Origin of the sequence: Sphingomonas canaveralia, from assembly GCF_047238125.1 — a bacterium.
In the GTDB taxonomy this organism is placed as follows: Bacteria; Pseudomonadota; Alphaproteobacteria; order Sphingomonadales; family Sphingomonadaceae; genus JBDFMH01.
In genome coordinates, this window is record NZ_JBDFMH010000001.1 from 74832 (window position 1) to 87483 (window position 12652).

Genomic DNA, 12652 nt, shown 5'->3' on the forward strand with positions numbered 1-12652 from the left:
TTCACATCACGCTGATTGAACAGCCTAAGCCAAGATTGGGTCCGCGTCACGCATCACATAAAGCCGACCGATCGATGTTAACCCCCAATGCGCTTTGAGAAAAGCGGGCGCGCGGATATGAGAGGCCCCAAGCGAGGGATTTGATGGCGGAGCTTATGCAATCCGCGCGCCGTGGCGGACTGCCCGGAGTGCCGGCCATGTTGCGGGACCACTGGTTCCTGATCCTGGGAATCGCGGCAATCGCGGTTCCGGGGATCATGCTGCTTGCCCGAATCACCTGGACGACCGAGCAGGGCGCGCAGGGGCCGATCATCCTGGCGACCGGTTTGTGGCTGTTCGCCCGCGAATATGGCCCGCTGAAGCATCTGGCCCGGCCGGGGCGCACGAAACTGGTGGTGCCGGCATTCGCGCTGTTCACGGTCGGCTTCCTGATCGGACGCATCATTGGTGCGGTGTCGATCGAATGGCTGTTCGTGAGCCTGCTGCTCCTGACCGTGTTCTACGCCTATAATGGCGGGCGTGTGACCAAGGGGCTGTGGTTCCCGATCCTCTATCTCTTCTTCCTGGTGCCGCCGCCCTATTCGGTGACGGTGGCGCTGACCGGAAGCCTGCAGCTGCTGATCACCAAGGCGGCGGTGGCGGTAACGAGCTTCTTCGGCCTGCCGGTGGCGTTCAGCGGTACGGCCTTGTTCATCGGCCCGTACGAACTGCTGGTGGCGGCGGCGTGTTCGGGGATGAATTCGCTGTTCTCGCTGCTGGCGATCGGGCTGTTCTACATCTTCCTGCGGCACCGGGCCGACTGGCGCTATGCCGCGCTGCTGGCGGCATTGGTGATCCCGATCGCGATCCTGACGAATTTGATCCGGGTGCTGATCCTAGTCATGATCACGCATTGGTTCGGCGATGCGGCTGCGCAGGGCCTGCTGCACGAGGCGGCGGGCATGATGATGTTCTTCGTGGCGCTGTTCGCGCTGATGGGAGTGGATGCCGTGCTGAGCCCGTTCCGCGACCGCCTGTTCCGAAAGCGGCCGGCATGAGCGCCGACGCGGCCTTGCCCGGCGAGAGCGGCGGCGAGCGGATCGCGGCGCCTGCCAACCGGCGCCAGTTCCTGCTGGGCGGCGCGCTGATGGCGGCGGCGGCGACCGGCATGGTGCTGCGCCCGCGCCGCATCGCCGAGCCGCTGAAGGAAGGCACGCTGGACCGCGTGGTGCCGAAGAAGATCGGACCGTACGATTATGTCACGGCGAGCGGCCTGGTGCTGCCGCCGGCCGACGACCTGACCGAGCGGATCTACGACCAGGTGCTGACGCGGGTCTATGCCGCCGATGGGCTGCCCGCGATGATGCTGCTGATCGCCTATGGCAGCGCGCAGGATGCGACGCTGATGCTGCATAGGCCCGACGTGTGCTATCCGGCATCGGGCTTTACGCTGAGCGGCGCGCGCGAGGTGCCGGTGGTGCTGGGCGCGGCTGGCGGCCACAAGGTGAATTTCGTATCGGCGCAGCGCAACGAGCGGACCGAGCAGATCCTGTTCTGGTCGCGGATCGGCGACCGGTTCCCGGTGACGGCGCGCGACGAGAAGATGTCGGTCTTCCTGTCGAACCTGGCCGGGGCGATGCCCGATGGCGTGCTGGTGCGCGTATCGGCGGTGACGCCGAACGCGGATCGCGCGCTGGCCGAACTCGATAATTTCAATCGCCTGCTCCTCGCCTCGGTCGGCGGTGAGGGGCGGCGCCTGCTGCTCGGCCTGTGAGCGGCGCGGGGACATTGCCGACCGGGAGACGGATGTGACGCGTGGGATGACGATGGCGCGCAAGGCGGCGCTGATGGGCGGGATCGGCCTTTCGCTGGCGCTGGCCGCGTGTGGCGAGAAGGCTCCGACGGGCCAGGTGATCGCATCGGTGGACGGCGAGGACATCACCCGCCGCGACATGCAGGCCGAACTGCAGGCGGCCAAGGCCCCCAAGGACGCCGACATCAAGGCGTTGCAGCCGCAGATCGCCGACCGGCTGGTCAACCGCAAGCTGATGGTGGAGCAGGCCAAGAAGGAAGGGATCGACAAGACCCCCGAATATCTGGCCGCCGAGCAGCGCCAGCGTGAATTGCTGCTGGCATCGCTGCTGGCCGAGCGCTGGGCCGGCAAGATCGAGCCGGCACAGAGCAGCGCAGTCGATGCCTATATCGCGGCGAACCCGCAGATGTTCGCCAATCGCAAGATCCTGGCGGTGGACCAGATCCGCGCCAAGGCCGATGCGGTGCCGCCGAAGGAGCTGGAGCCGCTGACGAGCAACGATCAGGTGGCCGCGCTGCTGCAGGCGCGCAAGGCCCAGTTCCAGCGCGGCCGCGGCACGCTGGACACGGCGACGATCCCCGCGCCGCTGGCGCAGCAGATCCTGTCGCTGGCGCCGGGCATGCCGTTCGTGGTGGTCGAAAACGGCCTGCTGGTCTCCAACAGCGTGATCGCGATGCGCGATGCGCCGGTGCCGGAGGCGCAGCGGCCGACCTTGGCGACGCAGGTGATGCGCCAGCGTGAAGCGCAGAAGGCGATCGAGGCGCAGGTCAAGAGCCTGAAGGCCGGCGCCAAGATCGAATATCAGCCGGGCTTTGCGCTGCCCGCGCAGAAGGCGACGCCCGCCAAGGCGCCGGCCCCAGGCATCTGATTCGAGCGGATCGCGGCCGGCCGGGCGCCGGCCGCGATCCCGATCAGATCAGGTGGAGGATGCTGGTCCAGACCGTGGTCGTGAGGCCGATGAGGAAAGCCAGCCGCATCGCCGGATGCCATTTTTCGACATGCGGCTCGGCAGTGCCGGCGACACCGGCCGGGCGCGGGATGCCGAGCGTGACGACCGGATCGGATGCGAAAGCCGTGGCCATCGCCTGCGGCGACAGCGGCTGCGCAAACCGACAGCCATAGCGCGCGCCATCGCGGCGGACGACGCTGGCCCGGAAGCGGCCGGCGCCGGGCAGACCGATCGTGAAATCGCCTTCGATCTCGGTGCCGGGCGGGCATACCATCGCGAAGCCGTCACAGGACAGATCGTTGACCACGACGTCGCACGGACCCGCGGCCTGCGCGCGGGCGGTGCTGACGGCATCGATCCGCCGGCGTTCCTTGCCGCGGCGATCGGCGTCGACATCGGGAAACATGCGGGCGGCGAGCGTCATCGGGTCGGTCCTCTCGGGATGATCGGACCCTAGGCGATCGAGGGTTAATGAAAGTCTAAGCCGTCAGGATCGAGCCGTGCGCCTGAACGGTGCGACCCCTTGAAAAGCATGACATCGTGGCCCCAGCTGTAACATTGGTTAGAAAACTACGCTAGAGATAACCAAAAAGGTTTCCTACAGGCCTGCGAATCGCTATGATGCGGTCAGTGGGGCGCGATCAGGCGCCGGGCTGGAGGGCGAAGCGATGCGAATCGGATGCGGGTTGGGCATGGTGCTGGCGCTGGCTGGGGCAGGGCTGCCGGCAGCGGTATTGGCACAGGCGCGTGTGGCGGCGCCTGGCGGGTTCGTGCCGCAGGCGGCGATCGGGTATGGCGTGGCGGGGGCGACGATGACCCCGGTCGACTTGACGAGCCCGCTGCCGGTGAGCGCCCCGGCGGTGGCCCCGATCGACCGATCGGGCGCGATCGCGAACGGCGGGGCGGCGCAGACCATCGCCGCCGCGAACCCGGCACGACGCGGCTTCTTCGTCCAGAATCTCTCGGCCGCGGATCTGTGGCTGGCGACCGGCACGAGCGCGGTGGCGGGGCGGCCGTCGATCCGGATCGCGCCGGGACAGCTGTACGAGTCGCCGGCCAGCGGCGCGCCGGGCGGCGCGATCAGCGTGCTGGGCGCGAGCGCCGGCCAGTCCTTCACCGCGCAGGAGTGGTGAGATGCCGATCCGGGAGACGGGGACGAGCGGCGGCGGCCAGACGCTGACCGCGAGTGCGGCCAGCTTCGCTGCCGACCTGACGACGGGGGTGCCGATCGCAACGCTGTCGCAGCCGTTCGGCGCCGGCACGGCCCATGCGGCGGTATCGATGCCGGCGCAGCTGGCGCTGAGCGGCGCGGCGATCGTGCGCGGATCAGGCGCGGCGGTGGCGGGGCAGAGCTATGCCGCCAAGATCCGCGCGACGAGCGCGGACGGCAGCCGCGAAGTGGCCGAGACGCTGAGCTTCGCCGCGACCGGCACCGCGCCGCCGGCGGGATCGACGGAGTGGATGGCAAGCGCCACCCGGATCGCGCAGCCGGCGGGGCTGGTCGCGGTGGGCGCGAACACGCATCAGTTCGTGCAGCACTATCTGGGGCAGGCCGAGTGGGCGGGCAGCGCGCCGGTGGGGCTGCTGAACAATGCCTATCTGGGCGGCAACGGCCGGATGGTGGCGAACACGAACGTGATCGTGATCGAGAAAGCCGGCTATCTGGTCGGTGCGACCGTGAACCCCGCGACGGGCGTGGTGAGTGGCGGTACGTTCCAGCAGGTGACGTTCGGCGGATCACCGGGGGCGACGATTCCGGCGGGCGGGGCGCTGGCGAGCTTCCTGATCCATGATCCGGCGGGCTTCACCGTTCCGGCCGGAGCGGACCTGTGGTTCCAGATCGCCTATTCGGTGGCGGGTAGCACCGAGAAAGTGCCGTCGATGCACGGCACGCTGTTTCCGTTCGGGCCGCTGGGCGATCGATTTACCCAATCATCGAGCAGCCAGGCGGGCAATGTCGGTACGCCGTTCACGGGCGGCGGCACACTGCCGGCCAGCGGATCGCTGTGCCTGGCGGGCTTTTTCACCAAGGGCTGCCCAGACATCGGCCGTGTGCTGCTGTCGATCCACGACAGCATCGGGGTGAGCCGCGATGCGCCGATCTGGAGCTATGATGCGCGCGGCAACATGGCGCATATCCACCAGATGCTGGACGCGACCGGCGGCGGCGGGCGGCGCGCCTATTGGTCGATCGGCCAATCCGGCCTGTCGACCGTCGGCGCGAACCCGGTGGCCAACCCCAGCGACGGGATGCTGCGCTGGGCGAAGGCGGTGGCGGATACGCTGGGCAACGTGCCGTTCCGCACGATCAGCTGCGCGCTGGGGCAGAATGACATCACCAACGGCTATGCCGCCACCAAATCCGCATTCGACGCGATGGCGGACTGGTGTGCTGCCAACTTCGCGCACACGCGCTGGGTGCAGTGGGAACCCGGCATCAAGACGACGCAGGCGGCCAACAGCAAGTGGACCGACGTGGCCAACCAAAGCCCGGATTCGGGTTATGGCGCGGGCGGCGCGGCCGAGCAGCTGGCGGCTTATTATGCCGGCGGCGCAGGCGGACGCGTGACCAGCCTGATCGCCCATTATGCGCCGTTGCGGGCAGCATCGGACGCGTATCGCTGGAAGGCGGACGGGCTGTTCGCCAGCACGGTTGCCGTCGCGCATTCGAGCGGTGCGGCGGTGCAGCTGGCGCACAATGCCGGGATCGGCACGCATCTGGTGTTCGAGCCGGGCGATGCGACCGGATATGATCCGGTGGCGACCACCACCTATCAGGCGCGCACGATCACCGGCACGGGGCCGTTTACGCACAGCTTCCAGTCGGTCGGCGGGTTCGCGCAGAATATCCTGAAGGCGCATGCCGCGGGCGCAGTGGTGAAGGAAGCGCTGACCCCGGACGGGCAGCATTTCTCGATGCGGGCGCATGCGCTGGTACGCGACCATGTGATCGCGACTGCCAAGGCCAGCGCATTTCCCTGATTGCCGGCTTCACCAAACAGCAAGGGAAGCGCGGCTAGGCGATGGACCGGTGCGGGCGGCCGGTGGCGCGACTTGTCGCGGCCGGCCGCATCGGCCAAGGAGCGGGCGGGAGGATGCCGGCCGCCAGAGCCATGAGAGTGCGTTCGTTTCCCGGGGGCCGCCGACCAATGACCCGCCACTACAGGACGCTGGATGGATTGCGGGGCATCGCCGCGATCGCCGTCGTCTGCATGCACAGCGTGGCGTTCTTCGGCACGGTGCAGCTGCCGCACGCCTATCTGGCGGTGGACCTGTTCTTCGCGCTTTCGGGCCTGGTGATCGCGCATGCCTATGGCGCGAAGCTGGATGCCGGCATGGGCACCGGCGCTTTCATGACGATGCGGCTGGTGCGGCTGTATCCGCTCTATCTGCTGGGCACGGCGATCGGCATCGCGTTCTTCGTGGTCGCGACGAAAGGCGGGATCGAGGAAGGGCTGACGCCCGCGCAGACCGCGACGGCGGTGGCGGCATCGCTGCTGATGCTGCCGAGCCCGATCCAGATCGGCACGCATCACTGGCTGACGCCGTTCAACTTCGCGGGCTGGTCGCTGATGTTCGAGTTGGGGGTGAACCTGCTCATGGCGCTGGTGTGGCGCTGGCTGCGGCTGCCGTTTCTGGCGGGGCTCATCCTGTTTTCCGGCGTCTGGCTGATCTGGTGGACGATGACGACCGGCCATGTCGATGTCGGCGCGAGCCTGGATACGATGGCGAACGGGGTGCCGCGCACGTTGTTCTCGTTCTTCGTGGGGGTCGCGCTCTATCATGTGCGGCGGGGCGCGCCGATCGTGACGGGGTGGGCGTGGGCGCTGCCGATCGCGCTGATCCCGCTGTTCGCGGTGCCGCGCGGGATCGGCCCCTGGTTCGATCTGCTGTGCGTGCTGCTGCTGTTCCCGATCGTGATCGAGCTGGGCGCGCGGATCGAGCCGGTGAAGCCGGGGCCATTCGCGTGGCTGGGGCTGATCTCGTTCGCGATCTATGCTCTGCACAGCCCGCTGCTGCCGATCGCCGACACCGCGATGAAGCTGGCGGGCATCCCGCACGAATCGGTGGCGCCGTGGGGCGGCATCGTGCTGGTCTGCGGTCTGATCGTGACCGCGATCCTGGCCGACCTGTGGTACGATCGGCCGGTGAGACGCTGGCTGGGGCGGTTGGCTGGCACGCCGCGATCGGCGGCTTCGTGACGGACGCCGCGCCGATGCGGGCGCTGCTGATCGATCCGTCGCTGTTCACCGCCCCCTATGACGCCGCGCTGAGCGAAGGACTGGAAGCGGCGGGGGTGGCGACCGGCTGGGCGGCGCGCGGCCCGCGGCCGGACGAGCGGCCCGAGATCGACGGGCGGCGGCGGGTGCTGACCTGTTACCGGCTGACCGACGGGCCGCGGCGGCGGCAGGGCCGCGGCTGGCAGATCGCCAAGGGGATCGAGCATGCGATCGACTTGCGGCGGATCGAGCGTGCGGCGCGCGATCATGACGTCGTCCATTTCCAGTGGGGGCTGGTGCCGCTGCTGGATGCGGCGGCGATGCGGCGGATCGGGCGCGCGCGCCCGGTTGTGCTGACGGTGCACGACACGACCCCGCTTAACGGCGCGCGGGTGAGCGCGGCGCAGGTGAAGGGCTTTGCCGGGCTGCTGGACGCGGCCGACGCGCTGATCGTGCATACCGATGGCGCGCGCGTCGCGCTGATTGCCCAGGGGGTGGCGGCGGCGCGGATCCATCTCGTGCCGCACGGGCCGCTGCCGCTGGCATGCGCGCCGGAAGCGATCGAGCCGCAGGTGGAGGGGCGCTGGCGGATCGTGCAGTTCGGCCGGATCCAGAGCTACAAGGGTGTCGACCTGCTGATCGAGGCAATCGCGCGGCTGGCCCCCGAGACACAGGCGCAGTTGCAGGTGATCGTGGCGGGCGAGCCCTTCATCGATCTGGCACCGCTGCGCGCGCGCGCAGATGCGTTGGGGCTGGCGCCGCCGCTGTTCGAACTGCGCGCGGGGCGGCTGGACGATCAGGCGATGGCTGACCTGCTGCATGGGGCCGATGCCTTCGTGTTCCCCTATCGTGCGATCGAGGCGAGCGGGGTGCTGTTCCTCGTGGCGGGGCTGAACAAGTGGATCGTGGCGAGCCGGCTGGGCGCGTTCGCCGACGTGCTAAGAGCCGACGGTCTGCACGGCATGCTGGTGGCACCGGGCGACATCGACGCGCTGGCGGCGGCACTGGCGGGCAGCATCGGCCGGGCGCCACCTACCGGCGGGCGCGACTGGGCCCCGTCATGGACGGATATCGGGCTGAAAACGCGCGCTATTTACCACAGTCTGTGCCGAGACCGCACGATCGGGTCCGTTTCGGGCGTTGCGGCACCGCAACATAGCGGGTAGGATTTGCCCCGCCGGCCGATCGGTGCAAGACATCGGCGAACGCGCGTGTTGGTCGAGGTGGGCAAGTGATCAAGCAATATAAGCTGGCATTCGGGGGAATGCTCGTTCTGCTCGGTACGGGGACCGCGCACGCGGAATATGTCGCCTCGGTCGGTGTCGGATTTCGGCACGAGGACAATCTGTTCCGGCTTTCGCGACCTGTGAGCCGCGCGCTCGGTCTTCCGCGATCCGACAATGCATTCAGCGTGACTGCCGATGGCGATGTGGATTTTCATCCCGGCGACTTCGACGTCACCCTGTCCGGCACGGTCGGCCAGGAATGGTATGACCGCAACTCGAACCTCGACAATTTCTTCTACCGGGTCGAGGCGAACGTCGCCCGCGCGCCGGGCGCGACGATCGGCTTCAATCTGAATGCGCGCACCGACCGGCGACTGAGCTCGTTCGCAGACGTGCGCAGCCAGCAGCGCAACATCCAAACGCTGCACCGGATCAGCAACGAGACGACCTTCCCGATCACGCCCGAGATCCGGCTGGTCTTGCAGCCCGACTATATCGAGAGCCAGAACAGCTCGCGGCAGAACAAGGTCAACGACTTCCGGCAATATGGCGGCGGGGTCGGCGTCGGTTATTTCAGCCCGCTGGGCAACAGCATCGCGCTGACCGTCTCGCGGCGATACACCGATGGCCTGGAGGATCGCCCGGTGCTGGTGGGCGGCACGCTGGTCAATTCCAAGATCAACCTAGTCGATACCGGCATCAACCTGCGGCTGCGCTATGCGCCGAGCGTGATCACCAGCATTTCGGCCGACCTGTCCTATATCGATCGCAAGGACCGGTCGATTCTGGGCCGCGATTACAAGGGCCCGGCCGGATCGGTGACGATCGATTATCGGCCGCGCGAATCGCTGAACGCCAGCCTGACGGTCGGCCGCCGGCTGGATGCGCAGAGCTTCCTGTTCGTCGATTCGATCCGCACCGATTTCATCGACGTCAGCGGCCGCGCGATCATCGCCGATCGCGTGCGCGCGGAGACGAGCGCGAGCTATTATCGGCGGCGCTACAATTTCGACCCGACCTTTGCGCCGACGCTGATCGATCGTCGCGACAAGACGCTGCGGCTGACCGCGGGGCTCGGCTACCGCGTATTCGACCACATCGACCTGGGCGTGACCGGTGCCTATGAGCGGCGGCGCACCAATTTCGTGAACGAGGATTATTCGGCCAAGTCCGTTCAGCTTACCGCCAGTTACACTTTCGGAAGTGGTCGGCGGTAAATATCGGCGCGCCCGTGGGGGGCGCGACGCGGCGCGAGCCGAGGGAGTCGTTTTGATGCGTACCATGGTTTCGATCGGCCGGCTGGCCACGCTGCCGGCGCTGGCCGCCCTGATGATGGCAGGCGCCGCAGGCGCGCAGCAGCAGTTCGCCACCGGCGCGCCTTCGCCAATGGGCCTGGCGATGGGCGGCGGGGCCGCCGCCAACTATCTGGTGGGGCCGGGCGACCTGCTGGCGATCAACGTCTATCGCTCCCCCGACCTGCAGACCCAGGTGCGCGTGAGCGGCGACGGCACGATCCTGTTCCCGTCGATCGGGCAGGTGAAGGTGGCCGACATGACCGCCAGCCAGATCGCCGACCAGATCGGCAAGCTGCTGAAGGACGGCGGCATCCTGGTATCGCCATCCGTGAACGTGCTGGTCAGCGAAGTGCGGTCCAAGACGGTGAGCGTGATGGGATCGGTGGCGCGGCCGGGACAGGTTCCGCTCGACCGCCCGAACATGACGCTGACCGAAGTGCTGTCGCTGGCAGGCGCCACCTTCGGCACCGGCAGCGGCATCGTGACCGTGATGATGGGCCCGGATGCCAGCGCGCGCGAACAGTTCCGCATCGCCGAACTGGTTTCCGGCGCCAAGGACCGCGCCGCCCGGCCGGGCGAGACGCTGGTCGTGCAGGCCGCGCCGACTGTCTATGTATCGGGCGAGGTCGGCCGGCCGGGCGCGTTTCCGGTCGAGGCGAACATGACGGTGGGCCAGGCGGTGGCGCTGGGCGGCGGCGTGACGCCGCGCGGATCGCGCAACCGGATCGAGATCCAGCGCAAGAATGCCGATGGCACCACCACGATCATCAAGGCGAAGCAGGATACGGCCGTGTTGCCGGACGACCTGATCGTCGTGAAGCAGCGGCTGTTCTAAAGATGGCGGGCGAGCACGGGCACGGGGGAACGCGCCGATGAACATGATGCAGATCTTCATGATCCTGAAGGCGCGGTTCAAGCTGGTCGCGCTGGTGATCGTGATCGGGATCGCCATGACCGTTGCCTGGATCCTGCTGGGCAGCGACAGCTATCGCGCGACCGCGCAGGTGATCGTGAACGTGCGCGCGCCGGAAACGGTGGGCGCAGTGACCGAGGCCGGCATCGCATCGCAGCTGCAGCCCGATTATCTGAGCACGCAGGTCGAAGTGATCCGATCCGATCGCGTGGCCGCGGCCGCGGTGCGCAAGCTGGGGATGCTGGAAGATCCGCAGTCGCTGGCGGATTATCGCAATGCGGGCTCGCCGGGCACGCCATCTTCCTTCTTTGCGAACCGATTGACGCAGGGGCTGACGGTGCTGCCGTCGAACCAGTCGCGCGTGATCGCGATCGATTACAAATCGCCGAGCGCGCAGAATGCCGCCGCGATCGCCAACGCCTTTGCCGAAGCCTATCGCGACGTGAGCCTCGACCTGCAGGCCGATCCGGCGCGGCAAGCGGCATCGTGGTACGAGAGGGCGACCGCTGATCTGCGGCGGCAGCTGTCTTCGGCGCAGGAAGCGCTGAGCAAGCGCCGCGCCGAACTGGGCGTGACCGCGAGCGGCGAATCGATCGACGCGGACGACGCCCGGCTGGGCGCGCTTTCGCAGCAGCTGGCGATGGCACAGGCGGCCCAGGCGCAGCAGTCCTCGCGCACATCGGGCGGGGCATTGCCCGATGCGATGATCAATCCAGTGGTGGCCGGCCTGACATCGGACATCGCCCGGCTCGAGGCGCAGCGCCGCCAGCTGGCGACCTTCGCGGGGCCCAACAATGTTGATTATCGCCAGGTGAGCGAGCAGCTATCCACGCTGCGCGCCGAGCTGGCCAAGCAGCGCGGGCTGGTTTCGCAATCCGCGCAGACCGCCGCGCAGCAGAGCTCGGCCAGCGTGGGCAGCCTGCAGGCCGCGGTCGACGCGCAGCGCGGCCGCGTGATTGCCGCGCAGCGCGCGCGTGGCGAGATCGCCGCGATGGAGCAGGACGTGCTGAACCTGCGCAAGGCATATGAGGATATCACCGCCCGGCAGACGCAATCGCAACTGCTGGGTGCCGCCAGCCAGACCAACATCTCGGTGCTGTCGCCGGCCACCGTGCCGACCAGCCCGGACGGGTTGCCGTGGATTCTGAAGCTGATGTCCGGCACCGCGCTGTCGATCTTCCTGGCGCTGATCGCCGCCTTCGCCCGCGAGTTCATGGACCAGCGGATGCGGGTGCCCGAGGATGCTTCGGCCTGGCTGGGCATCCCCAACCTGGGTGGCGTGCGCAGCCTGGCCGCCCCGCCCCAGCGGCTGATCGGCCAATCGGTGCGACGTTATCTGCCCCACCCGAGCGAAGGCACCGCCTGATGGCCGACACCCACCCCGATGATCAGGCCCTGGCGCGCGGCCAGGCCTATTCCCCGCCGCATACCGGGCGGATCGGCGAAGTGCTGCGCCGGGCCAAGCTGATCGACGATCGCCAGGCGACCGAGATCGCGCGTCACGCCGAAACCTATGGCGTGCGGTTCGGCGAGGCGGCAATCGCGCTGGGCATCATCGACGACGAGACGCTCGAGCGGGCGCTGGCGACCCAGTTCGACATGGGTGTGCCGGAACTGGGCGTGAACGGCGAGCCGATCGCCTTCACCAACCCGACATCGCCTGCGGCCGAGGATTATCGATCGATCCGCAATGCGCTGGCGCTGCGCTGGTTCAAGCATCCGCAAGGCGCGCAGACGCTGGCTGTGGTGAGCCCGCAGCGGGGCGACGGCCGATCGGTGATGGCGGCGAACCTTGCGGTCTGCTTCGCGCAGGTGGGGTTCCGCACGCTGCTGGTGGATGCCGACATGCGCCACCCGTCGCTGCACAAGCTGTTTAACCTGGATGATCGGGTCGGGCTTTCGACCTATCTGTCCGGCCGGGTGGATGGGAACGCTTTTCAGGAAGTGCCGGGCATCCCCAGCCTGGCGGTGATGCCGGTTGGCGGTATCCCGCCCAATCCACAGGAACTGCTGCTTCGCCAGATGCTGCCACGGCTCGTCGATCAGGCGCGCCGGCAATATGAGATGGTGATCTTCGATACGCCGGCCGCCGAAAGCGGCAGCGATTACCAGATCATCGGCGCGCAGGCGGTCGGCGCGCTGATCGTGACGCATCGCGAGCGGACACGGACCCGCGCCGCAAAGAAGGTGGTCGCCAGCTGCCGCGATTTCGGCATCCGGCTGGTCGGTTCGGCGATGACCAGCGTCGCCTGACGAT

General features: G+C 68.0%; 12 protein-coding genes. 11 read left to right on the top strand and 1 reads right to left on the bottom strand.

Annotated elements, in window-relative coordinates:
* The first annotated feature begins 197 nt into the window (after positions 1-197).
* The 3 genes from xrtV to ABC347_RS00365 are packed head-to-tail and all read left to right on the top strand — an operon-like array spanning position 198 to position 2660.
* Positions 198-1037, top strand: a complete 840-nt coding sequence (gene xrtV, locus ABC347_RS00355) for an exosortase V (RefSeq protein WP_413243808.1) — start codon at positions 198-200, stop codon at positions 1035-1037.
* Positions 1034-1753: an exosortase-associated protein EpsI, V-type gene (gene epsI, locus ABC347_RS00360; protein ID WP_413243809.1), complete on the top strand. Its 720-nt coding sequence runs from the start codon at positions 1034-1036 to the stop codon at positions 1751-1753. Before xrtV ends, epsI begins: the two co-directional genes overlap by 4 nt.
* Before the next feature lie 34 nt (positions 1754-1787).
* On the top strand, positions 1788-2660 hold the full coding sequence (locus ABC347_RS00365) for a SurA N-terminal domain-containing protein (RefSeq protein WP_413243810.1): 873 nt from the start codon (positions 1788-1790) through the stop codon (positions 2658-2660).
* 43 nt (positions 2661-2703) lie between these two features.
* Here ABC347_RS00365 and ABC347_RS00370 read toward each other — a convergent pair whose 3' ends face one another.
* On the bottom strand, positions 2704-3165 hold the full coding sequence (locus tag ABC347_RS00370; RefSeq protein WP_413243811.1) for a PilZ domain-containing protein: 462 nt from the start codon (positions 3163-3165) through the stop codon (positions 2704-2706).
* A gap of 244 nt (positions 3166-3409) precedes the next feature.
* On the opposite strand from ABC347_RS00370, the gene ABC347_RS00375 reads away from it, so the two are divergent.
* The 8 genes from ABC347_RS00375 (at position 3410) to ABC347_RS00410 (ending at position 12648) form a co-directional block, all read left to right on the top strand.
* Positions 3410-3874 carry a hypothetical protein gene (locus ABC347_RS00375; protein WP_413243812.1) on the top strand — a complete coding sequence of 155 codons (465 nt, stop codon included), beginning with the start codon at positions 3410-3412 and terminating at the stop codon, positions 3872-3874.
* Between the two features lies 1 nt (position 3875).
* Positions 3876-5723 carry a hypothetical protein gene (locus tag ABC347_RS00380; RefSeq protein ID WP_413243813.1) on the top strand — a complete coding sequence of 616 codons (1848 nt, stop codon included), beginning with the start codon at positions 3876-3878 and terminating at the stop codon, positions 5721-5723.
* A gap of 167 nt (positions 5724-5890) precedes the next feature.
* Complete coding sequence (locus ABC347_RS00385; RefSeq protein ID WP_413243814.1) at positions 5891-6943, top strand: acyltransferase family protein; 1053 nt, start codon at positions 5891-5893, stop codon at positions 6941-6943.
* Positions 6874-8127: a glycosyltransferase gene (locus ABC347_RS00390; protein ID WP_413243815.1), complete on the top strand. Its 1254-nt coding sequence runs from the start codon at positions 6874-6876 to the stop codon at positions 8125-8127. The genes ABC347_RS00385 and ABC347_RS00390 overlap by 70 nt, the downstream gene beginning before the upstream one ends.
* Before the next feature lie 65 nt (positions 8128-8192).
* Positions 8193-9404, top strand: a complete 1212-nt coding sequence (locus ABC347_RS00395; protein WP_413243816.1) for a hypothetical protein — start codon at positions 8193-8195, stop codon at positions 9402-9404.
* Positions 9405-9459: 55 nt separating this feature from the next.
* A complete protein-coding gene (locus ABC347_RS00400; protein WP_413243817.1) occupies positions 9460-10317 on the top strand; it encodes a polysaccharide biosynthesis/export family protein in 858 nt (285 codons plus the stop codon).
* A 37-nt stretch (positions 10318-10354) separates the two neighbouring features.
* Positions 10355-11761, top strand: coding sequence for a Wzz/FepE/Etk N-terminal domain-containing protein (locus ABC347_RS00405; protein WP_413243818.1), 1407 nt, complete (start codon positions 10355-10357; stop codon positions 11759-11761).
* Entirely contained in the window at positions 11761-12648 is an 888-nt protein-coding gene (locus ABC347_RS00410; RefSeq protein WP_413243819.1) for a polysaccharide biosynthesis tyrosine autokinase, read from the top strand. The genes ABC347_RS00405 and ABC347_RS00410 overlap by 1 nt, the downstream gene beginning before the upstream one ends.
* Positions 12649-12652: the final 4 nt, after the last annotated feature.

Bases quoted from the DNA above. Each gene is read 5' to 3' on its own strand.
- ABC347_RS00375 (WP_413243812.1), top strand. From the start codon at position 3,410: ATGCGAATCGGATGCGGGTTGGGCATGGTGCTGGCGCTGGCTGGGGCA.
- ABC347_RS00400 (WP_413243817.1), top strand. From the start codon at position 9,460: ATGCGTACCATGGTTTCGATCGGCCGGCTGGCCACGCTGCCGGCGCTG.
- epsI (WP_413243809.1), top strand. From the start codon at position 1,034: ATGAGCGCCGACGCGGCCTTGCCCGGCGAGAGCGGCGGCGAGCGGATC.
- ABC347_RS00380 (WP_413243813.1), top strand. From the start codon at position 3,876: ATGCCGATCCGGGAGACGGGGACGAGCGGCGGCGGCCAGACGCTGACC.
- ABC347_RS00370 (WP_413243811.1), bottom strand. From the start codon at position 3,165: ATGACGCTCGCCGCCCGCATGTTTCCCGATGTCGACGCCGATCGCCGC.
- ABC347_RS00410 (WP_413243819.1), top strand. From the start codon at position 11,761: ATGGCCGACACCCACCCCGATGATCAGGCCCTGGCGCGCGGCCAGGCC.
- ABC347_RS00405 (WP_413243818.1), top strand. From the start codon at position 10,355: ATGAACATGATGCAGATCTTCATGATCCTGAAGGCGCGGTTCAAGCTG.
- xrtV (WP_413243808.1), top strand. From the start codon at position 198: ATGTTGCGGGACCACTGGTTCCTGATCCTGGGAATCGCGGCAATCGCG.
- ABC347_RS00385 (WP_413243814.1), top strand. From the start codon at position 5,891: ATGACCCGCCACTACAGGACGCTGGATGGATTGCGGGGCATCGCCGCG.